The sequence below is a fragment of the Mesorhizobium sp. M1227 genome (assembly GCF_040318315.1).
GTDB lineage: Bacteria > Pseudomonadota > Alphaproteobacteria > Rhizobiales > Rhizobiaceae > Mesorhizobium.
In genome coordinates this window covers 1-18602 of the sequence record NZ_JAMYLZ010000028.1, presented here as the reverse complement: position 1 = coordinate 18602, position 18602 = coordinate 1, and the positions used below count along the sequence as shown (strand labels likewise).

General features: G+C 64.0%; 20 protein-coding genes. 17 read left to right on the top strand and 3 right to left on the bottom strand.

Features of this window, described 5'->3' with window-relative positions; translation table 11 throughout:
• Window positions 1-121: 121 nt before the first annotated feature.
• The 9 genes from ehuA (at window position 122) to doeB (ending at window position 8333) form a co-directional block, all read left to right on the top strand.
• Entirely contained in the window at window positions 122-907 is a 786-nt protein-coding gene (ehuA, locus tag NKH28_RS25405; RefSeq protein WP_023677199.1) for an ectoine/hydroxyectoine ABC transporter ATP-binding protein EhuA, read from the top strand.
• A gap of 65 nt (window positions 908-972) precedes the next feature.
• The gene (gene ehuB, locus NKH28_RS25400; RefSeq protein ID WP_023677200.1) at window positions 973-1824 is read left to right on the top strand and encodes an ectoine/hydroxyectoine ABC transporter substrate-binding protein EhuB; all 852 of its coding nucleotides are present in this window, start codon (window positions 973-975) and stop codon (window positions 1822-1824) included.
• Window positions 1825-2011: 187 nt separating this feature from the next.
• The gene (gene ehuC, locus NKH28_RS25395; protein WP_352541675.1) at window positions 2012-2671 is read left to right on the top strand and encodes an ectoine/hydroxyectoine ABC transporter permease subunit EhuC; all 660 of its coding nucleotides are present in this window, start codon (window positions 2012-2014) and stop codon (window positions 2669-2671) included.
• A gap of 16 nt (window positions 2672-2687) precedes the next feature.
• Entirely contained in the window at window positions 2688-3347 is a 660-nt protein-coding gene (ehuD, locus tag NKH28_RS25390; protein ID WP_352467665.1) for an ectoine/hydroxyectoine ABC transporter permease subunit EhuD, read from the top strand.
• The gene (gene eutA, locus NKH28_RS25385; protein ID WP_352980688.1) at window positions 3344-4117 is read left to right on the top strand and encodes an ectoine utilization protein EutA; all 774 of its coding nucleotides are present in this window, start codon (window positions 3344-3346) and stop codon (window positions 4115-4117) included. Before ehuD ends, eutA begins: the two co-directional genes overlap by 4 nt.
• A gap of 10 nt (window positions 4118-4127) precedes the next feature.
• Window positions 4128-5120 (top strand): hydroxyectoine utilization dehydratase EutB, encoded by a 993-nt coding sequence (gene eutB / locus NKH28_RS25380; RefSeq protein WP_352980687.1) that lies wholly within the window; start codon window positions 4128-4130, stop codon window positions 5118-5120.
• On the top strand, window positions 5117-6109 hold the full coding sequence (locus NKH28_RS25375) for a cyclodeaminase (RefSeq protein ID WP_352980686.1): 993 nt from the start codon (window positions 5117-5119) through the stop codon (window positions 6107-6109). Before eutB ends, NKH28_RS25375 begins: the two co-directional genes overlap by 4 nt.
• A gap of 38 nt (window positions 6110-6147) precedes the next feature.
• Complete coding sequence (gene doeA, locus NKH28_RS25370; protein WP_352980685.1) at window positions 6148-7326, top strand: ectoine hydrolase DoeA; 1179 nt, start codon at window positions 6148-6150, stop codon at window positions 7324-7326.
• A gap of 5 nt (window positions 7327-7331) precedes the next feature.
• Window positions 7332-8333, top strand: coding sequence for a N(2)-acetyl-L-2,4-diaminobutanoate deacetylase DoeB (gene doeB, locus NKH28_RS25365; RefSeq protein WP_023677207.1), 1002 nt, complete (start codon window positions 7332-7334; stop codon window positions 8331-8333).
• A 3-nt stretch (window positions 8334-8336) separates the two neighbouring features.
• Here the strand turns inward: doeB and NKH28_RS25360 are convergent, their stop codons facing one another.
• Window positions 8337-8996: a GntR family transcriptional regulator gene (locus NKH28_RS25360; protein ID WP_023677208.1), complete on the bottom strand. Its 660-nt coding sequence runs from the start codon at window positions 8994-8996 to the stop codon at window positions 8337-8339.
• Window positions 8997-9318: 322 nt separating this feature from the next.
• Here NKH28_RS25360 and NKH28_RS25355 point away from each other — a divergent pair, with 322 nt between their 5' ends.
• From NKH28_RS25355 to atzF, 8 genes are read left to right on the top strand one after another with little or no spacing between them, the layout of a single operon-like run.
• Entirely contained in the window at window positions 9319-10446 is a 1128-nt protein-coding gene (locus NKH28_RS25355; protein WP_352980684.1) for a BMP family ABC transporter substrate-binding protein, read from the top strand.
• A gap of 20 nt (window positions 10447-10466) precedes the next feature.
• Window positions 10467-11591: an ABC transporter permease gene (locus NKH28_RS25350; RefSeq protein WP_352699442.1), complete on the top strand. Its 1125-nt coding sequence runs from the start codon at window positions 10467-10469 to the stop codon at window positions 11589-11591.
• Window positions 11591-12517: an ABC transporter permease gene (locus NKH28_RS25345; RefSeq protein ID WP_352980683.1), complete on the top strand. Its 927-nt coding sequence runs from the start codon at window positions 11591-11593 to the stop codon at window positions 12515-12517. Before NKH28_RS25350 ends, NKH28_RS25345 begins: the two co-directional genes overlap by 1 nt.
• A 14-nt stretch (window positions 12518-12531) precedes the next feature.
• Window positions 12532-13233, top strand: coding sequence for a biuret amidohydrolase (biuH, locus tag NKH28_RS25340; protein ID WP_352980682.1), 702 nt, complete (start codon window positions 12532-12534; stop codon window positions 13231-13233).
• Between the two features lie 10 nt (window positions 13234-13243).
• Window positions 13244-14776 carry an ABC transporter ATP-binding protein gene (locus tag NKH28_RS25335; RefSeq protein WP_352980681.1) on the top strand — a complete coding sequence of 511 codons (1533 nt, stop codon included), beginning with the start codon at window positions 13244-13246 and terminating at the stop codon, window positions 14774-14776.
• Window positions 14776-15444, top strand: coding sequence for a cysteine hydrolase family protein (locus tag NKH28_RS25330; protein ID WP_352771278.1), 669 nt, complete (start codon window positions 14776-14778; stop codon window positions 15442-15444). The genes NKH28_RS25335 and NKH28_RS25330 overlap by 1 nt, the downstream gene beginning before the upstream one ends.
• Complete coding sequence (locus tag NKH28_RS25325) at window positions 15437-15787, top strand: cupin domain-containing protein (RefSeq protein WP_352501326.1); 351 nt, start codon at window positions 15437-15439, stop codon at window positions 15785-15787. The genes NKH28_RS25330 and NKH28_RS25325 overlap by 8 nt, the downstream gene beginning before the upstream one ends.
• Window positions 15784-17592, top strand: coding sequence for an allophanate hydrolase (gene atzF, locus NKH28_RS25320; protein WP_352980680.1), 1809 nt, complete (start codon window positions 15784-15786; stop codon window positions 17590-17592). The genes NKH28_RS25325 and atzF overlap by 4 nt, the downstream gene beginning before the upstream one ends.
• A gap of 5 nt (window positions 17593-17597) precedes the next feature.
• Here atzF and NKH28_RS25315 read toward each other — a convergent pair whose 3' ends face one another.
• Together NKH28_RS25315 and NKH28_RS25310 are read right to left on the bottom strand one after the other, a co-directional pair.
• Window positions 17598-18155 carry a cytochrome c gene (locus tag NKH28_RS25315; protein WP_352980679.1) on the bottom strand — a complete coding sequence of 186 codons (558 nt, stop codon included), beginning with the start codon at window positions 18153-18155 and terminating at the stop codon, window positions 17598-17600.
• Between the two features lie 17 nt (window positions 18156-18172).
• Window positions 18173-18602, bottom strand: a 430-nt coding sequence (locus NKH28_RS25310; protein WP_352980678.1) for a phosphatase PAP2 family protein, incomplete at its 5' end; no start/stop codon positions are given.

Here is an 18602-nt window from a genome sequence, read left to right as displayed (position 1 = left end):
GAACACATGGCGGGGAATTGTGCGGAGTTCGAAATATTGTCATGATATTATTTTCTTGATTGACATGATTTGCCGCGATCCGCATCGTTAAAGGCATAGCTTCTCCAGCACGGGAAATTCATTGTCGGCGCCCATCATCAAGATCGACGGTATTTCGAAAAGCTTCGGCACCTTCAAGGTGCTGGACGGCCTCTCGATGCAAGTCATGCCCGGCGAGAAGCTGGCACTGATCGGTCCATCGGGTTCGGGCAAGACGACGATCCTGCGCATCCTGATGACGCTAGAGCGTATCGACAGCGGCCACATCCAGGTCGACGGTGAACAGTTGTACCACATGGAGCGTAACGGCCGGCTGCTGACGGCCGATGAACGGCATTTGGCAAAGATGCGCCAGAAGATCGGCATGGTCTTCCAACTGTTCAATCTGTTTCCGCACAAATGCGTCATCGACAATGTGACGCTGGCACCGATGCTGACCAAAGGCGTGCCGCGGGCCGCCGCCGAAAAGCGGGCGATGGAACTGCTCGACATGGTCGGCATGGTCGACAAGGCCAAAGCGATGCCGGCGCAGCTTTCAGGCGGCCAGAAGCAGCGCGTCGCGATTGCGCGGGCGCTGGCGCTGTCGCCGAAAATCATGCTGTTCGACGAGGTCACCTCGGCGCTCGACCCTGAGCTCGTCGACGAGGTGCTCAACGTCATGCGCAAGCTCGCCGCCGAGACCGACATGACCATGCTGCTGGTCACCCACGAGATGGGTTTCGCCCATGACTTCGCCGACCGGGTGCTGTTCTTCGATCGCGGCAGAATAGTCGAGGAGGGCAAGCCCGACGAGATTTTCCGCCATCCCAAACAGGAGCGCACGCAAGGTTTCCTGAAGAAGATCATTGCGGCCGGACATCGGGTCTGACTGCCATGCGAGGCGGCGACGCCTCAAGCAAGCCAAGAAGACAGACAAACAAGGAGTTGGGAACAATGAAGAAATTTGCCATTTTGGCCGGCGTCGCCGGTATCGCGCTGACGGCGGTGCTGGCCGCCTCGACGGCCGGCTCGGCCGACGACAGCAAGCTCGAAGAGCTCAAGGCGCAAGGCTTTGCCCGCGTCGCCATCGCCAACGAGCCGCCCTATACGGCGGTCGCTGCCGACGGCAAGGTTTCGGGTGCGGCGCCTGACGTTGCCCGTGAAATCTTCAAGCGCCTTGGCGTCAACGATATCGTCGCCTCGATCTCGGAATATGGCGCGATGATTCCCGGCCTGCAGGCCGGCCGTTTCGACGTCGTCACCGCCGGCCTGTTCATGAAGCCCGAACGTTGTGCTGCGGTCGCCTATTCGGAACCGGTGCTGTGCGACGCCGAGGCGATGCTGGTGAAGAAGGGCAACCCGAAGGGCTTCAAGAGCTACGAGGACGTCGCGAAGGACGCGAGCGCCACGATCGGCGCGCCGGGTGGCGGCACTGAAGAGAAGCTGGCGCTCACCGCAGGTGTGCCGCGCGAGCGCGTCATCGTCGTGCCGGACGGCCAGAGCGGCCTGAAAATGCTGCAGGACGGCCGCATCGATGCTTATTCGCTGCCCGTGCTGTCGATCAACGACCTGGTCAAGAAAGCCAATGATCCGAACCTCGAAGTCATCGCGCCGGTGGTCGGTGCGCCGGTCTATTGCGACGGCGCGGCCTTCAAGAAGGGCGACGAAGCGCTGCGCGACGCCTATGATGTCGAGCTGGCGAAACTGAAGAAGTCCGGCGAGTTCGCCAAGATCATCGAGCCTTACGGCTTCTCGGCGGCGGCGGCAATGTCGACGAGCCGCGACAAGCTCTGCTCGGCGAAGTAGGTGCGTTCTTCCTTCTCCCCTTTCACGGGGAGAAGGTGGCCCGAAGGGCCGGATGAGGGGCGGCGCCATACTCCGGTTGGTTCGCGCTGCCCCCCATCTGCCTGCCGGTATCTTCTCCCCGTGAACCGGGAGAAGGACGCTGGAAGCAACGTGTCGCTAGACATTCAACGCGGAAACTTTCGACCCAATGACCCAATGGTCCGGCTATTTCGGCCTGATATTGCAAGGAGCGCTTGTCACCATCGAGCTGACGCTGATGGGGTCGGTGCTGGCCTTGATCATGGCTTTTCTTGCCGGGCTGGGGCGGCTGTCGCGGTTTTTCGTGCTGCGGGCGCTGGCCACCGCCTATATCGAGTTCTTCCGCGGCACCTCGATTTTCGTGCAGCTGTTCTGGGCCTATTTCGTGCTGCCCTTTGCCGGCATTTCGCTGACGCCGCTGCAGGCCGGCGTGCTGGCGCTGGGCCTCAATGTCGGCGCCTATGCAGCGGAAGTGGTGCGCGGCGCCATCAAGTCGATCGGCCGCGAACAATATGAGGCGTGCACCGCGCTCAATCTCGGCCGCTGGCAAGCCATGCGCCATGTCATCCTGCCGCAGGCGCTTCTGGTGATGCTGCCAACCTTCGGCAACAACGCCATTGAATTGCTCAAGGCCACCGCCGTCGTTTCGCTAATCTCGCTCGCCGACCTGACCTTCCAGGCGCAGGTGGTGCGCTCGCAGACCGGCAATACTCTGGTGCCGTTCAGCACCATCCTCGTCATCTATTTCGTCCTGGCGCTGCTCATCTCCTGGGGCGTGCGGTCGCTGGAACGCCGCATGGCGCGTGGCCTCGACGGGGTGCGCGTATGATGGATCGGACCTGATAATGGAATGGGATTGGGATTTTGTCCGGCAGATCCTGCCGACGCTGATCGAGGGGGTGAAGATCACCATCCTGGCGACGCTGCTCGGCTCGGTACTGGCGGCGATCGTCGGGCTGGGCATCGCGTTGGCGCGCCGGTCGCCGAACAGGGCTCTGTCGCGCACCGTCGGTTTCCTTGCCGAGTTCATCCGTGGCACACCGCTGTTGGTGCAGCTCTATTTCATCTTCTACGTGCTGCCGGATTTTGGCGTCCTGTTGCCGCCGCTGGTCGCGGGCGTCATCGGTCTCGGGCTGCATTACGGCACTTACACGGCCGAGGTCTACCGCGCCGGCATCGATAATGTTCCGCGCGGCCAGTGGGAAGCGGCCAAGGCCTGCAATCTGAACGCCACCCAGACCTGGACGCACATCATCATTCCGCAGGCGATCCCGCCGATGATCCCGGCGCTTGCCAATTATTTCATCGCCATGTTCAAAGAGACGCCGCTGCTGTCGGCGATCACCGTGCTGGAACTGATGAACCAGGCCAAGAGCGTCGCCAATACCTATTATCGGTATATCGAACCGATCACGTTGGTCGGCGCCTTCTTCCTCGCCATCAGCCTGTTCTCGGTGGTGCTGCTGCGCTGGCTGGAACACCGTTATGGGCGGATCGAAAGATGAGCGCTGCACCCGAAATCCGCCTGCATTCGGCCCGGCCGCCGCTCGACGCGCGTCCGCTGGAAAAGCGGGTCGGCCTGATCATCCTTGCCACCGACCATACGAGCGAACCGGATTTTCACCGCATGGTGGCAAGCGACCGCATCGGGGTCTATGTCGCACGCATCCCCTACGCCAACCCGACGACGCCGGACAATTTGCGCAAGATGCAGCCGTCACTGACGGCGGCCGCGGCCCTGATCCTGCCCGACGAGCCGCTCGATGCGATCTGCTATTCCTGCACCTCAGCTTCCGTCGTGATCCGCGATGCCCAAATCGAGGCGGCGGTGCAGGCCGCGAAACCCGGTGCGCCGGTGGTTACGCCGCCGATGGCCGGGGTGCGCGGCCTGAAGGCGCTGGGCGCCAGGACGATCAGCATTCTTACCCCTTATACGGTCGAGACCAGCCGGCCGATGGCGACCTATTTCACCGAGCATGGTTTCGAAATCGTCAGCTTCACTTGCCTCGGCTTCGAGGATGATCGCGAGATGGCGCGGATTGCGCCGAAATCCTTGGTCGATCTGGCTCGCGAGGCGACGGCCGAACACTCGGACGCGCTGTTTGTCTCCTGCACGGCACTGCGGTCCGCGGCGGCAGTTGTCGGTATGGAAGAAGCCATCGGCCGTCCTGTCGTCACCAGCAACCAGGCGACGGCCTGGAATTGCCTGCGGCTTTGCGACGACGACGAGCCGCGCCCTGAATTCGGCCGTCTGATGACGCTGCCGCTGAACTGATTGATGAGCCATGACCACGTCCAGGATAAGCCTGTCCGAAATCCACGCCGCGCGCGAGCGCATCGCAGGCAAGGTCGAGCGTACGCCGACCGTTCCTTCCCGGAGTCTTTCCCAGCACTTGGACGCTCCTGTTTATCTCAAGCTCGAACACCGGCAGACCACCGGCGCCTTCAAGCTGCGCGGTGCCTCGAACGCTATCGCTTCGCTGACAGAAGAGGAGAAGGCGCGCGGCGTCGTCGCGGCCTCGACCGGCAACCACGGCCGGGCACTTGCCTATGCTGCTCAATTGCAAGGCATCCACGCGACGATCTGCATGTCGCGGCTGGTGCCGCAGAACAAGCTCGACGAGATCCGCCGGCTCGGCGCCGGGATCCGCATCGTCGGCAACAGCCAGGACGATGCGCAGCGGGAGGTCGAACGGCTGGTCGCGGAAGAGGGGCTGGTCATGCTGCCGCCTTTCGACCATCCCGCCATTGTCGCCGGGCAAGGCACGCTCGGGCTGGAGATCATCGAACAGGTTCCTGATGCCGCCCTTGTGCTGGTGCCGCTTTCTGGCGGTGGGCTGGCGGCTGGCGTTGCCGCTGCCGTCAAGGGCGTCAGCCCGGCGACGAAGGTGGTGGGCGTTTCAATGGCGCGCGGTGCGGCGATGAAGGCGAGCCTCGACGCCGGACATCCGGTTTTGGTCGAAGAACTGCCGACGCTGGCGGATTCACTCGGCGGCGGCATCGGCCTCGACAACCGGCTGACCTTCTCGATGTGCCGCGACCTGCTCGACAATGTGATCCTGCTCAGCGAGGACGAGATCGCCGCCGGCATCCGCCATGCCTATGAGCAGGAGCGCGAGATCGTCGAAGGCGCCGGCGCGGTCGGCATCGCGGCCGTGCTTGCCGGCAAGGTCAAAGCGAATGGCCCGACGGTGCTCGTGCTGTCCGGCCGCAACATCGATATGACACTGCACCGCAAGATCATCTGCGGCGAAGCAATTGCGGAGAGCGCAGCATGAGCCGGATGACGATCCTCACCGAAGCTGAATTGCGCAAGATCGTGAAGCTTGATCTCGATGCCGTTGCCTGCGTCGAGAACGCGTTTCGCGCGCTCGCCACCTTGCAGGTGGCGATGCCGCCAATCCTCAGGCTCGACATTCCCGAGCATCGCGGCGAGGTCGACGTCAAGACCGCCTATGTACCGGGTATCGACGGTTTTGCGATCAAGATCAGCCCCGGCTTTTTCGATAATCCCAAGCTCGGCTTGCCCAGCGTCAACGGCATGATGGTGCTGCTGTCGGCGAAAACCGGATTGGTCGAAGCGCTGCTGCTCGACAATGGCTATCTCACCGACATCCGCACGGCCGCCGCCGGTGCGGTCGCCGCCAAACATCTGTCGCGGCCGGACTCCTCCGTTGCCGCGATCTTCGGCGCCGGTGTTCAGGCCGGACTGCAGCTCGAGGCGCTGATGCTGGTGCGGCCAATCACCGAGGCTCGCATCTGGGCAAGGGATGCCGCCAAGGCCGAGGCCGCGGCCGACGCATTGTCCGAAAGACTGGGCATCGCCGTTCACGCCGAGCCCGACGCGGCAAAGGCTGCGGCCGATGCCGACATCATCGTCACCACGACGCCGTCGACCGAGCCGCTGATCAAGGCCGGCTTCGTCTCCGCCGGCCAGCATATCACTGCCATGGGCTCGGATGCCGAGCACAAGAACGAGATCGCGCCGGCGATCCTGCGCATGGCCGATCTCTACGTCGCCGATAGCGCCAAACAGACGCGCCGGCTGGGCGAACTGCACCATGCTATCGCGGCGGGCGTGATGGCGTCCGATGCCGAAATCACCGAGCTTGGCCACATCATCGCCGGCGAAAGGCATGGCCGGCGCTCGGACAGCGACATCACCATTGCCGACCTGACCGGCACCGGCGTGCAGGACACGGCGATCGCCACGCTCGCCCGCGACCGTGCGCGTGCAGCCAAGACCGGTACGATTTTCGAAAGCTGATGCTGGCCGCAAGGCCCAACAAACGAGGACCAAGAACAATGCAGCCCAATTTGAAATTCTCGCGCGGCGAATATGCGGAGCGCCTCGCCAAAACGCGGAAGGTCATGGAGGCCAAGGGCGTCGATCTATTGATCGTCAGCGATCCGTCCAACATGGCCTGGCTGACCGGCTACGACGGCTGGTCGTTCTACGTGCACCAGGCTGTCATCGTGCCGCCGTCGGGCGAGCCGGTGTGGTACGGGCGCGGCCAGGACGCCAACGGCGCCAAGCGCACCGCCTATCTCGCGCACGACAACATCATCGGCTATGCCGACCACTATGTGCAGTCGACCGAGCGCCATCCGATGGATTTTCTGTCCAGCGTGCTCTCCGATCGCGGCTGGGGCAAGCTCAGCATCGGCGTCGAGATGGACAATTACTGGTTCTCGGCCGCTGCCTTCGCAGCGCTGCAGAAGCACTTACCCAATGCCCGCTTCGTCGACGCCACGGCACTCGTCAACTGGCAGCGCGCGGTGAAGAGCCCGACCGAAATCGACTACATGCGCAAGGCCGCCCGCATCGTCGAAGCGATGCACCAGCGCATCGTCGATAAGATCGAGGTCGGCATGCGCAAATGCGACCTGGTCGCCGAGATCTACGATGCCGGCACGCGCGGCGTCGACGGCATCGGCGGCGACTATCCGGCGATCGTGCCGCTGCTGCCGTCAGGCGCCGACGCATCGGCGCCGCATCTGACCTGGGACGACCGGCCGATGAAATCGGGCGAGGGCACCTTCTTCGAGATCGCCGGCTGCTACAACCGCTATCACTGCCCGCTGTCGCGGACCGTGTTCCTTGGTAAATCGACGCCGGAATTCCTCGATGCAGAAAAGGCGACGCTGGAAGGCATGGAGGCGGGACTTGCCGCCGCCAAGCCCGGCAACACATGCGAGGACATCGCCAACGCCTTCTTCGCGGTGCTGAAGCGGTACGGCATCGTCAAGGACAACCGCACCGGGTACCCGATCGGGCTTTCCTATCCGCCTGACTGGGGCGAGCGCACGATGAGCCTGCGTCCAGGCGACCGCACCGAGTTGAAGCCCGGTATGACCTTCCATTTCATGACCGGCTTGTGGCTTGAGACGATGGGGCTGGAAATCACCGAATCCATCCTGATCACCGAGACGGGCGTCGAGTGCCTGGCGAATGTGCCGCGCAAACTGGTGGTGAAGAATTGAGTCCGATGTCCAGCCTTCGCCCGTCACCGATCACGCCGACCGTCGATTTCGAGCGCGACGGCGTGCAGCACGGTTTCCTGCGCCTGCCTTACAGCCGCGACGATTCCGCCTGGGGGTCGGTGATGATCCCGATCTGCGTCATCCGCAACGGCAAGGGGCCGAGCGCATTGCTCACCGGCGGCAATCATGGCGACGAGTACGAGGGGCCGCTGGCGCTCTATGACCTCGCCCGTACGCTCGACCCGAAGCAAGTCAGCGGCACGATCATCATCGTGCCGGCGATGAACTATCCGGCGTTCCGCGCCGGCACGCGCACCTCGCCGATCGACAAGGGCAATCTCAACCGCAGCTTTCCCGGCCGGCCCGACGGCACGGTGACCGAGAAGATCGCTGATTATTTCCAGCGCGAGCTTCTGCCCCGTACAGACATCGCGCTCGACTTCCACTCCGGCGGCAAGACGCTCGACTTCGTGCCGTTCTGCGCCGCCCACATCCGGCCCGACAAGGTGCTGGAAGCGAAGGGTTTCGCTGCGGTTGAAGCCTTCTCCGCACCATGGTCGATGAAAATGCTGGAGATCGACGCGGTCGGCATGTTCGACACTGCCGCCGAAGAGATGGGCAAGCTGTTCATCACCACAGAGCTTGGCGGCGGCGGGACTTCGCGCGCGGAAACGGTGCGGATCGCACGTCGCGGCGTGCTCAATGTGCTGCGCCATGCCGGCATCGTCGCCGGCGCGGTCGAGATGCAGCCAACCCGCTGGCTCGACATGCCGTCCGGCGATTGCTTCTCGTTCGCCGAGGACGACGGGATGATCGAAACCATGATCGATCTCGGCGAGCCGGTGGCAGAGAACCAGGTGCTGGCACGTATCCATTCCATAGGCCGCACCGGCGGCGCTCCGCAGGAGATCCGGGCCAAAATGTCCGGTCTGTTGGCGGCGCGGCATTTTCCGGGGCTGGTCAAGGCCGGCGACTGCGCTGCCGTGGTCGCCGTGCTGGTCGATTGACGGTTAGGAAGCCGATGTCGGGAACGGCTCGGTCCTGCCTTTGGGGCGATCGCCGATCGCAAAGACGGCGCTCGCCTCGCTGACGATCGAGACATGATCCTTGGCGGCTGTTCCGGCCGCCGCACTGTCGCCGCGCATGATTGCGGTGACGATGGCGTCATGTTCTTGCCAGGACTGGGCCAGCCGCCCGGGCAGCATGAATTGCGCGCGCCGGAACGGCGCCAGGCGGCCGCGGGTCATGACGGTCAGTTCATAAATGTGCTTGCTGTGGGCGCCGCGATAGAGCCGGGTGTGGAATTCGGTGTTGAAAAGCTCATACTCTTCTTCGGCACCGAGCTGCACGAAGCGCGCCGAGGCCTGGTGCTCGGCCTCCAGCGTGCGGCGCTCGCCAGCGGTCATGCGCTCGGCCGAGAACCGCGCGCAGATCGCTTCAAGCTCGGCCATGCTTTCGAACATCGAGGCGAGGTGCTCCTGCGTCACCACGGCGACGGTGGCGCCGCGGTTCGGCCGCCTTTCGACCAGCCCCATGGCGCTGAGCCGGCTGAGCGCTTCCCTGATCGGCGTGCGTGAGACGTCGAAGCGGGCGGCGAGCGAGGCCTCGTCGAGCTTTTCGCCCGGGCGCAGGAAACCGGTGACGATCCGGTCGCTGATCGCCCTCACCATCTGATCGACGGTCGTGCCCGACCTGATCAAATTGCGCTTTCCCGACACGTCTCCTCCGTCCAGTCTTTTCGCTAGAGCTGTAAGCCACTCACCGGCTTCGATTCCTCCGCATCTCTGTATGCCTATGTTTTAGCCTTCATGTCAAATTGGCGATTTTGGAGGCAAAAAGTGTATGCAATTGCTCCGGCTTTGTGCAGTCCACATCGGAACACTCATTGATATTACTGAATAAATCTCATTTCTGAAACTGGCATGCTGATTGCATACACTTCTTTCATTGAGGTGTTAACCGGCCCCAAAGGCCCCACAGAGGGAGCATTCAATGTCCAAGAGATTCATGCTTAGCCGCCGCGACCTGCTCAAAACCTCCGCCGCCGGAGCGGCGCTCGGCCTTGCGTCCGCATCGTTTCCGATCAGCAGGGCCTTCGCCGCGACGGCCACCGTCGGCTTCATCTATGTCGGGCCAAAGGACGACTACGGCTACAACCAGGCGCATGCCGAAGGGGCCGCCACGCTGAAGGGGATCGAAGGAATTTCCGTCGTCGAGGAGGAGAACGTGCCGGAGACGGTCGACGTTCAGAAGACGATGGAATCGATGATCAATCTCGACGGTGCGTCGCTGATCTTCCCGACCTCGTTCGGCTATTTCGATCCGCACATGCTCGCCATGTGCGCGAAATTCCCCGACGTGCAGTTCCGCCATTGTGGTGGCATGTGGAACAAGGACAAGCATTCGATGAATGCCGGTTCCTATTTCGGCTATATCGGCATGGGCCAGTATCTGAACGGCGTCGTCGCCGGTCACACCAGCAAAACCAAGAAGCTCGGCTTCGTCGCGGCAAAGCCGATCCCGCAGGTGCTGCTCAACATCAATTCCTTCCTGCTCGGCGCGCGCTCGGTCGACCCGACCATCACCTGCCAGGTGATCTTCACCGGCGAGTGGTCGCTAGCGGTCAAGGAGGCCGAGGCCACCAATGCGCTGGTCGACCAGGGTGCCGACGTCATCACCTGCCATGTCGATAGCCCCAAGGTGGTGGTCGAGACGGCGGCCGGGCGTGGCGCCTTCGTCTGCGGCTATCATGCCAACCAGAGCCCGCTGGCGCCGGAAAAATACCTGACCGGCGCGGAATGGAACTGGGCCAAGGTCTACAAGATGTTCGTCGACGATCTGGTGGCCGGCACGCCGCTGCCCAATTTCACGCGCGGTGGCCTGGCCGACGGCTTCGTCAAGATGAGCCCGCTCGGCCCCGCTGTCGGAGAGGCCGCCCGCAAGCAGTTCGACGGCACGCTGGCCGAAATGATGAAAGGCGGCTTTTCCGTCATCAAGGGTCCGCTGAAGAGCAACAAGGGCGTCGTCGTCGCGACCGAAGGCCAGGCCTTCGCCGAGACCGCGCTCGAACTCGAAAGCATGGACTACCTGGTCGAGGGCGTCGTCGGTTCGACCGCCTGAACCGGATCGGAGACGAGGCCATGGCAGACACTGTCAGCACTGCGGGCGCACCGGCGCTGTTTGGCGCCAGGAATTATCCGGCGGCGCTCGAATGGGCGGCGCGGCAGGCGGAAGCCTTCGTCATACCGCTCGCGGCGCTGATCGTCGGCATGGCGCTGTTCAGCGTGTTCATCGCGCTGGTCGGCAAATCGCCGGTGCAACTCTACGAGACGATGTGGCGCGGCGGCTTCGGCTCGTGGTTCTCGATCCAGAACTCGCTGTCGCGGGCAGCACCGCTTTTATTGGCAGCGCTCTGCGTGGCGCTGCCGGCCCGGCTCGGCCTCGTCGTCATCGGCGGCGAAGGCGCGATCGTGCTGGGCGGCGTTGCCGCCGCCGCCATCGGCGTCGCGGCGAATGGCGCGCCGGCTTTTCTGGTCATCCTGCTGATGGGCGTGGCGGGCGCGGTCGCCGGCGGCATCTGGATCGGTGCCGTCGGCGCACTCCGCCACTACCGCGCCGTCAACGAAACCATCTCCAGCCTGCTGATGGCCTATATCGCCATCGCGCTGATGAACCATCTGGTCGAAGGGCCGCTGCGCGATCCGGCTTCGCTCAACAAACCCTCGACCGAGCCGCTGGCGGATGCCTACCGCATCGGCAACATTCCAGGCATGGACGTGCACTGGGGCCTGGTCGTCGGCATTCTCGCCTGCGTCCTGTCCTGGCTGTTGATCGAAAAGACGCGCTGGGGGTTTGCCGCCCGCATCGCCGGCGGCAATGTCAGGGCAGCTCAGGTGCAAGGGCTTGCCGTCGGGCCGCTGATCGTCGGCTTCACCGGGCTCGCCGGCGGCTTTGCCGGGCTGGCCGGCATGCTGGAGGTCGGCGCCGTGCAAGGCAGCGCCAACGCCTCGCTCGCCGCCGGCTATGGCTATACCGGCATCCTCGTCGCCTTCCTCGCTCGCCACAATCCGCTCGCCATCATCCCGGTCGCTTTCCTGCTCGGCGGTATCGGCGCTTCCGGCGGGCTGATCCAGCGCCGCATGGACCTGCCCGACGCCACCGTGCTGGTGCTGCAAGGCATGCTCTTCGTCGTCATCCTGTTCAGCGAAACCTTTTACGGCCGCTTCAAGGTCTTCAATCCCGATCTGTGGAAGAGAGGCTCCTGATGGACGCGACCGAGATCGGCCTGTGGGGCGTGCCGCTCGCCATTCTCGGCGGCGCCATCCGCGTTTCGACGCCCTTCATCTTCGTCTCGCTCGGCGAAGCCATCACCGAACGCTCCGGCCGCATCAATCTTGGCCTCGAAGGCACGCTGGTCTTCGGTGCGATGACTGCCTACGCCGTCGCGGTGATGACCGGCTCGCCATGGCTCGGCGTGCTGGCTGCCGCCGGTGCCGGTCTTTGCTTCGGCCTGTTCCACGGCTGGATCTGCAAATTCCGCGGGGTGAACGACATCGCCATCGGCATCGCGCTGATGCTGTTCGGCTCCGGCCTCGCCTTCTTCTTCGGCAAGCCGTTCATCCAGCCCTCGGCACCAGACCTGCCGGCCATCGCCTTCGGTGGCTGGTCGGATATCCCGCAGGTGCAGGCGGCGTTCAACGTCAACATCCTGTTCCTGATTGGTGCCGCACTTGCCGTGTTCCTATGGTGGGCGTTCCGCAATACGCGCGCCGGCCTGATCGTGCGCGTCGTCGGCGACAGCTCCGATGCGGCGCGCGCCATGGGCCTCAATCCCAACACCGTGCGCCTGCTTGCGACAGGTGTCGGCGGTGCGCTTGCTGGCATCGGCGGCGCCTATCTGTCGCTCTATTATCCCGGCAGCTGGACCGAACGCATCTCGTCGGGGCAGGGGCTGATGGCGGTGGCGCTGGTCATCTTCGCGCGCTGGAATCCGCTCGGCTGCTTTGCCGCGGCACTATTGTTCGGCGGTGCGGGCGCGCTAGGCCCGGCGTTGCAATCGGTCGGGGTGACGCAGGGCTACTATCTCTTCTACGCCGCACCTTACATCCTCACGCTCATCATCATGATCGCCACCTCGTCGCCGAGCCGCACGCTTGCCGGCGCGCCGGGCGAGTTGTCGATCACCAAATGACTGGAGTTTTTCCGATGAACGCCAGAGCCGAGATCACCCAGCGCTATATCGATGCCGACCCCTATCCATGGCCCTATAATGGCGAGCTGCGGCCGGACAATACGGCATTGATCATCATCGACATGCAGACCGATTTCTGCGGGCCGGGCGGCTATGTCGATCATATGGGTTACGATCTTTCGCTGGTGCGGGCGCCAATCGAGCCGATCAAGTCGGTGCTCGCAGCCATGCGGGCCAAGGGCTACACCATCATCCACACGCGCGAGGGCCACCGGCCCGATCTCGCCGACCTGCCGGCCAACAAGCGCTGGCGTTCGCGCCGCATCAATGCCGGCATCGGCGACCCCGGACCTTCCGGGCGCATCCTGGTGCGCGGCGAACCCGGCTGGGACATCATCCCCGACCTCTATCCGGCGGCGGGCGAACCGATCATCGACAAGCCGGGCAAGGGCTCGTTCTGCGCCACCGACCTCGAGCTGATCCTGCGCCAGCGCGGCATCGAAAACATCGTGCTGACCGGCATCACCACCGATGTCTGCGTCCACACGACGATGCGCGAGGCCAACGATCGCGGCTTTGAATGCGTCATGCTGGAGGATTGCTGCGGCGCGACCGATTACGGCAACCATCTCGCCGCGATCAAGATGATCAAGATGCAGGGCGGCGTGTTCGGCGCGGTGTCGAATTCGGCATCCTTCGTCGCGCAGCTGCCGTGAGGACACGATCTTGAGCGGAAGCATCGGCAAGAAAGCCGCCGGCGTCGAGACCATCGGCATGACCATGCGCTTCGGCGCTTTCACCGCGCTGGACGACGTCTCGATCAAGGTGCCGGCGGGATCGTTCCATGCGCTGCTCGGCGAAAACGGCGCCGGCAAGTCGACGCTGGTCAAATGCATGACGGGTTTTTACCATCCGACCGCCGGCGACATGCTGGTCGATGGCCGCGAGGTCGCGATCGCCAGTCCGAAGGATGCCTCGGCGCTCGGGCTCGGCATGGTCTACCAGCACTTTACCCTGGTCCCGTCGCTGACCGGTGCGGAAAACCTGGTCATTTCGCGCGAGAAGGTGCCCGGCGTCATCGACTGGCGCAAGGAGCGCGCCGCACTTGCGCAATTCATGCAGCGTATGCCGTTCAAGCTGCCGCTCGACGTCAAGGTGGCGGAACTTGCGGCCGGCGAGAAGCAGAAGCTCGAAATCATCAAGCAGCTCTATCTCGGCCGCAGTTTCCTGGTGCTCGACGAGCCGACTTCGGTGCTCACTCCCGGCGAGGCACACGAAGTGCTTGGCCTGGTGCGCGACATGACCAGGACCGGCGACCTCACCGTGCTGATGATCTCGCATAAATTCCACGAGGTGACGGCCTTTGCCGACGATATCACCGTGCTGCGCAAGGGCAGGCTGACCGGAACCGGAAAGGTCTCCGAACTTTCCCACAAGCAGATGGCGGCGATGATGATTGGCGACCAACCGATCGCCGCACTCGACAGCCGCGCCCCGGTGCCGGCCGGCGCCAGACAGGTGCTGACGGTAAAGTCGCTGAAGGCGCCTGACCGCACCGGTTTGAAAACCATCGACATCGGCGAACTCGATGTGAAGTCGGGTGAGATCGTCGGCATTGCCGGCATCTCCGGCAACGGCCAGAAGGAGTTTCTCGAAGTCCTTGCCGGACAGCGGGCGCGCAATGGCGGCGACGTTCTGGTGAAAGGCTCGCCCTATGGCGCCAGCCGCAGCGAGGCGCGTACGCTCAATGTCCGCTTCATTCCGGAGGAGCCGTTGCGCAATGCCTGCGCACCGAAGATGACGGTGGCGGAAAACATGGCCTTCCGGACCTTCGACCTCAACGAGGCGGGCAAGCCGGTCAACTGGATCAGGATGAGTGCGATCAGGGACTACGCGGCCCGCCTGGTCGAACAGTTCAAGGTCAAGACGGCATCGCTCGCTTCGCCGATTTCGTCGCTCTCGGGCGGCAATGTGCAGCGCGCCGTGCTGGCGCGCGAGCTGACCGGCGAGGTCGATTTGCTCATCGTGTCCAACCCCTGCTTCGGCCTCGACTTCTCTGCCGTCGCCGAAATCCGCGCCCGCATCATGAAGGCGCGCAACGCCGGTGCCGCCGTGCTCCTTATGTCGGAGGACCTTGATGAGCTGCTCGAGCTCTCGGACCGCATCTTCGTCATGTCGGATGGCGCGCTGGTCTATGAAACGCCGATCGCGCAGGCGAGCGTGCAGACGATCGGCGAGCACATGGCGGGACATCACTGATGGCGGAGATCGAGGCGCTGCCGTTTCCGTTTGTGTTCAAGCCTGAGGCGATGGCGCTGGTCGTCATCGACATGCAGCGCGACTTTGCCGAACCCGGCGGCTTCGGCGCCAGCCTCGGCAATGACGTCAGCCGGGTCACGGCGATCGTGCCGACGGTGAAGAGGCTGATCGCGGGGTTTCGCGCCGCTGGCCTGCCGGTGATCCACACGATGGAGTGCCACAAGGCAGACCTTTCGGATCTGCCGCCGGCCAAGCGCAATCGCGGCAATCCGTCGATCAGGATCGGCGATGTCGGGCCAATGGGTCGTGTGCTGATCATCGGCGAGCCGGGAACGGCGATCCTCGATGAACTTGCCCCACTGCCTGGCGAGATCGTCATCGAAAAACCCGGCAAGGGCGCGTTCTATGCCACCAGCTTCGGCGACGACCTCAAGCGGCTCGGCGCACAGCAGCTAGTCTTTGCCGGGGTGACGACGGAGGTCTGCGTGCAGACGACGATGCGCGAGGCCAACGACCGCGGCTATGAATGCCTTCTGGCGGAGGATGCCACTGAGAGCTATTTTCCAGAGTTCAAGGCGGCAGCCCTTGCCATGATCAGGGCGCAGGGCGCCATCGTCGGCTGGACGGCAACGACGGACCAGGTGCTCGAGGGACTTTCCAATGCCTAACGTCGCATACGCGGCTCTCATCCAAGGGGGCTGGCGTGATCTGCCATTCGAGCATTTTCGCGAAGGCATCACAGTGCATTGGCTGCTCAAGGGTGGGCCGATGGAACCGTCGGTCGCCATCCTGAACTACCGGGCTGGCGCCAGCGTGCCGCGTCATCGCCATGCCGGGCTGGAGACGATCATCGTGCTGGAAGGCACGCAGAGCGACGAGAACGGCGATCATGCCGCGGGCAGCGTGATCCTGAACCCGGTCGGAACCGAGCATTCGGTGTGGACCAAGGATGGCTGCGTCGTGCTCATCCAGTGGAACCTGCCGGTAGTCATTCTGGGCGAGGCCAAATGAGCGACATCCGCTTCGACATAGCGAGCCTGCACGTTGCCTATCAGGCCGGCGTCGGCATTGGCGAGGTGATCGATGTGGTCCATGCGCGGCTCGCGGCGGCCGATGACCCCGGCATCTTCATCCATCTGGCGAGCAGGGCGGAGTTGCTTGCCGAGGCGGAAAAGCTCGGCCCGTTCGATCCCGCGGCAAAGCCGCTGTGGGGCGTGCCGTTCGCGGTCAAGGACAACATCGATGTTGCCGGCATGCCGACCACGGCGGGTTGTGCGGAATATGCCTACTTGCCGGCGAAAGACGCCACCGTCGTCGCGCGGCTCAAGGCCGCCGGCGCGCTGGTTGTCGGCAAGACCAATCTCGACCAGTTCGCCACCGGCCTGCTCGGCGTTCGCACGCCCTATCCAATCCCGAGGAATGCGATCGACCCGAAACTGGTGCCGGGCGGTTCCTCGTGCGGCTCGGCCGTGGCGACGGCGCGCGGCATCGTCTCCTTCGCGCTCGGCACCGATACCGCCGGTTCGGGGCGCATACCCGCCGGCCTCAACAACATCGTCGGGCTGAAGCCGAGCGTCGGCGCGCTATCAGCCGCCGGCGTCGTGCCGGCCTGCCGGACGCTCGACTGCGTCTCGGTCTTCGCGCTCACCGTCGATGACGCCTATCACGTGTTCGAGGCGGCGGCGGCAAAGGACGACGCCGATCCCTATTCACGTGACCTCTGCATTCAGGCTCTTGCCGCGCGCCCGCCGGTGCTGACTGTCGGCGTGCCGGCCAGGGCCGACTGGACGTTCTTCGGCGACGAGGCGATGCAGGCGGGTTTCGAGGCCGCTCTTGCCTCGCTGGAGACGCTGGGCTGCCGGCTGGTCGAAATCCCGTTCGGTGATTTCTACGCCACCGCCACTCTGCTCTACGAAGGCGCCTGGGTGGCCGAGCGTTACGCCGCGATCAGGGACTTCATGGATGCCAACGAGGCCGCCATGCATCCGGTGACGCGGCAGATCATCGGCGGTGCGCGAAAACTTTCCGCTGCGGACGCTTTCAACGGGCTCTATGCCCTGCAAGGCTATAAGGCCAAGCTTGCGCCGGTCATCGCCTCGGTCGACGTTTTCTGCGTGCCGACCGCGCCGACGCACTACACAGTCGAAGCGGTGCTGGCCGATCCGATCGTCACCAACAGCCGGCTCGGCACCTACACCAACTTCGTCAATCTGCTCGACATGTGCGGCATTGCCGTGCCGAGCGGAACCCGTAGCGACGGTCTGCCGATGAGCGTCACCTTGCTTGCCGCGGCGGGCAAGGACCACCTGACTGCGTCGCTTGCGCGCGATGTCCATGCGGCAAGCGGCCTTGCGCTTGGTGCTATCGGTTGGCCGCAGCCGCAGCGCGGCGATGTTCTGGCGGGCGTGGATGAAGGCACGATCGAGCTGGCCGTGGTCGGCGCGCATCTGTCGGGGATGGCGCTGAACGGCCAGCTGCAGCAGCTCGGCGCAATGTTCGCCCGGGCTGCAAGAACGGCGCCGCTCTACCGGCTTTACGCGCTCGCCGGCCAGTCGGTGCCGCGACCGGGGCTCGAACGGATCTGCAACGGCAAGGGAACAGCGATCGAGGTCGAAGTCTGGCGGCTCTCGCCGCAAGCCTTCGGCCGTTTTGTTGCCGCGATCCCGCCGCCGCTAGGCATCGGCACGCTTCTGCTTGATGACGGAACTTCGCCGAAAGGCTTCCTCGTCGAAAGTGCCGGTCTCACCGATGCAAAGGAGATTTCGCATTTCGGCGGCTGGCGCAATTTCATGGCGGGTCAGCTGCAGCGAAGCTGACGCTATCACTCGACCTTTTGCCTGAACTTCGAATGGCAGCTCGAGCAATCCTGCAAGATGAGATGCAGGAGGTGCTCCGCCGGCAATTTAGTGGGATCGGCTTCCGCGAGTGATGGTCGCTTGCCAAGCAGGCTGCCACCGCCCATCGCCAGGCCGGAACCCATTCTCATGTCGTCGGTGATGCGCGGCGGCGCCCGCTCGGCGTCGAAGGCCAAGGCGCTGGCCAGCGTCCCGATGTGGCGAGCCAGCTCTTCGAACTCCGCGCGGGCGGGGTCGATATCCGGCCTGGCGCCTGAAGGCGCGCCCAATGTCGCGCTGGGGAATTCGGCAATCAGGGCAGGGCCGGTGCGGGCGCGGATGGTCTCGGCCGCCGCCTTGAAGGCCGCGGCGTCGTACGCCTGCTTGCCGTCGAACATCCCAGCGATCACCTTTGCCGCCGCGGCCATTTCCTTCATCGAGGCCTGGCGAGCCTGGATGACCGCATCACGACCCGAATGGGCGGCGGCGAGCACGACAGAGACGCAGGCAAGCGACAGGACCGCTATGATAGCTGCTCGTCTCATCGTTGGCACATAAGGAGCTAGAGAATTCTTGTGACCAGACTGTCCAGTCGGGAGTTCTCGCGATAGGCAAATCGGACCACAACGGCACCTAAGACGCCAGTGGTGGCACCGCCTATCACGTCGGTGAGATAGTGGGTGCCGATATAAATTCTCGACCAACAGATCAGCAATGCCATGATGGAGAGGGCCAGCGTCCGGCGCGGCAGACCTTGCATTGCAAGAGCAGCAACAACCGCAAAGCTGGCTGTCGCGTGGTCGGAGGGAAACGACCAGTCGGCGCTGGGCGCAATCAGCAGATGCGTCACGCCGGCATCGTAGGGCCGCAGCCGGTGGACGAATAGCAAAATGAACTGATTGATCGCCAGACCGAGCAGGAACGCCAAGCCGGCGGACAAGGCAGCATGGCGCACATGGTAGCGGTCGGCCTTTGCCCACCATTGCAGGGCA

Excerpts from the sequence above, each read along its gene's own strand:
- NKH28_RS25325 (WP_352501326.1), top strand. The coding sequence starts at position 15,437 with ATGCCTAACGTCGCATACGCGGCTCTCATCCAAGGGGGCTGGCGTGAT.
- eutA (WP_352980688.1), top strand. The coding sequence starts at position 3,344 with ATGAGCGCTGCACCCGAAATCCGCCTGCATTCGGCCCGGCCGCCGCTC.
- atzF (WP_352980680.1), top strand. The coding sequence starts at position 15,784 with ATGAGCGACATCCGCTTCGACATAGCGAGCCTGCACGTTGCCTATCAG.
- NKH28_RS25360 (WP_023677208.1), bottom strand. The coding sequence starts at position 8,996 with ATGGTGAGGGCGATCAGCGACCGGATCGTCACCGGTTTCCTGCGCCCG.
- biuH (WP_352980682.1), top strand. The coding sequence starts at position 12,532 with ATGAACGCCAGAGCCGAGATCACCCAGCGCTATATCGATGCCGACCCC.
- NKH28_RS25355 (WP_352980684.1), top strand. The coding sequence starts at position 9,319 with ATGTCCAAGAGATTCATGCTTAGCCGCCGCGACCTGCTCAAAACCTCC.
- eutB (WP_352980687.1), top strand. The coding sequence starts at position 4,128 with ATGACCACGTCCAGGATAAGCCTGTCCGAAATCCACGCCGCGCGCGAG.
- ehuD (WP_352467665.1), top strand. The coding sequence starts at position 2,688 with ATGGAATGGGATTGGGATTTTGTCCGGCAGATCCTGCCGACGCTGATC.
- NKH28_RS25330 (WP_352771278.1), top strand. The coding sequence starts at position 14,776 with ATGGCGGAGATCGAGGCGCTGCCGTTTCCGTTTGTGTTCAAGCCTGAG.
- NKH28_RS25345 (WP_352980683.1), top strand. The coding sequence starts at position 11,591 with ATGGACGCGACCGAGATCGGCCTGTGGGGCGTGCCGCTCGCCATTCTC.
- doeB (WP_023677207.1), top strand. The coding sequence starts at position 7,332 with ATGTCCAGCCTTCGCCCGTCACCGATCACGCCGACCGTCGATTTCGAG.
- NKH28_RS25315 (WP_352980679.1), bottom strand. The coding sequence starts at position 18,155 with ATGAGACGAGCAGCTATCATAGCGGTCCTGTCGCTTGCCTGCGTCTCT.
- ehuC (WP_352541675.1), top strand. The coding sequence starts at position 2,012 with ATGACCCAATGGTCCGGCTATTTCGGCCTGATATTGCAAGGAGCGCTT.
- doeA (WP_352980685.1), top strand. The coding sequence starts at position 6,148 with ATGCAGCCCAATTTGAAATTCTCGCGCGGCGAATATGCGGAGCGCCTC.
- NKH28_RS25375 (WP_352980686.1), top strand. The coding sequence starts at position 5,117 with ATGAGCCGGATGACGATCCTCACCGAAGCTGAATTGCGCAAGATCGTG.
- NKH28_RS25350 (WP_352699442.1), top strand. The coding sequence starts at position 10,467 with ATGGCAGACACTGTCAGCACTGCGGGCGCACCGGCGCTGTTTGGCGCC.
- ehuB (WP_023677200.1), top strand. The coding sequence starts at position 973 with ATGAAGAAATTTGCCATTTTGGCCGGCGTCGCCGGTATCGCGCTGACG.